Source organism: Chromohalobacter beijerinckii (genome assembly GCF_023061185.1).
Taxonomy (GTDB): domain Bacteria; phylum Pseudomonadota; class Gammaproteobacteria; order Pseudomonadales; family Halomonadaceae; genus Chromohalobacter; species Chromohalobacter beijerinckii.
In genome coordinates this window covers 1-1269 of sequence record NZ_JAKGAK010000046.1, presented here as the reverse complement: position 1 = coordinate 1269, position 1269 = coordinate 1, and the positions used below count along the sequence as shown (strand labels likewise).

General features: G+C 60.3%; 1 protein-coding gene. It reads right to left on the bottom strand.

Annotation, left to right across the window (positions count from 1 at the left end; genetic code table 11):
- Nucleotides 1–68: 68 nt before the first annotated feature.
- Nucleotides 69–1204, bottom strand: a protein-coding gene (locus L1075_RS15600; RefSeq protein WP_371399730.1) for an IS3 family transposase whose coding sequence is annotated in 2 segments (ribosomal slippage) — nt 69–949 and nt 949–1204 — 1137 coding nt in all. Because the reading frame shifts where the segments join, the coding sequence is not laid out codon by codon here.
- Nucleotides 1205–1269: the final 65 nt, after the last annotated feature.

The window sequence follows — 1269 nt, the reverse complement described above, 5'->3', positions numbered from 1 at the left end:
TGAAGTGGACCCCATCCGTTGGACCACCTGACAGGCGATTTAAGCTCTGACCGGATCATCATCAGGCGTCAGGCCGCCTGGGTCAGTGGTTGATCGAAGTACACCTCATCGGGTGTCGCATCGTCCAGCCCTTGATGGGGCCGCTGACGGTTGTACCAAGTGAAGTACTTCCTCAGCTCCCGGCGTAGGTGGGCACCATCTTCGAAGGCCTTCAGATAGACGCACTCGTACTTCACGCTACGCCAGAGCCGTTCGACGAAGATGTTGTCCCGGTAGCAGCCTTTTCCATCCATGCTGATCCGGACGCCATGGGCCTTCAGTACCTCGGTGAACGCCTGGCTGGTGAATTGGCAGCCCTGATCGCTATTGAAGATGCTCGGCGGCCCATAGCGCTCCAGGGCCTCCTCCAGTGCGTCAATGCAGAAGTCCGTATCCAGGGTGTTCGATACCCGCCAGGCCAGCACACGGCGACTGTGCCAGTCCATGATGGCCACCAGGTACATGAACCCTCGCGCCATTGGGATATACGTCACATCAGTGGCCCAGACTTGGTTGGGACGATCGATGACGCGATCCCTGAGCAGGTAAGGATAGACCCGATGCCCCACGCCAGACTGGCTGGTGCGCGGCTTCGGGTACACCGCGTGCAGCCCCATCTGCCGCATCAGGCGACGGATCCGCTTGCGGTTCACCGTGTGCCCCAAGCGGTTGAGATGGGTCGTCATCCGCCGGGAGCCGTAGACCGGCGTCCGCAGATGCTCCTCGTCGATCAGCCTCATTAGCATCAGGTCCTCGGCGAGTAACTCACGGCGCTGGTAGTATAGCGATGAGCGACTGATACCGAGCAATTGGCACTGCCGGCGCAGGCTGGGAGTGTCGGAGGATGGCGGCTCGATCAGGGCCAAGCGCTGAGCCCGGCTCAACGATCGAGCCTGCGCGACAAAAAATCGCGTTCCACCGTCAGCTTGCCGATCTCGCGGTAAAGCGTGTCGATCTCCTCCTGGCTCTTCTGGGCGGCTTTACCATCCTTGCCTTCGAAGACGCCCGTGGCGTTGTCCAGGAGTTCACGCTTCCACTGGCTGACCATGGTGGGGTGGATCTCGAAGCGGGCGGCGATCTCCGACGTTGTCTGATCGCCCTTGAGGGCTGCGAGAGCCACCTTGGCCTTGAAGTCACTGCTGTACTGCTTGCGTTTCCTGCTCATGATCATCGTCTCCAATCGTCATGATCAGAGCTTAACGCCTGGTCCTGATTTCGGGGACCACCTCA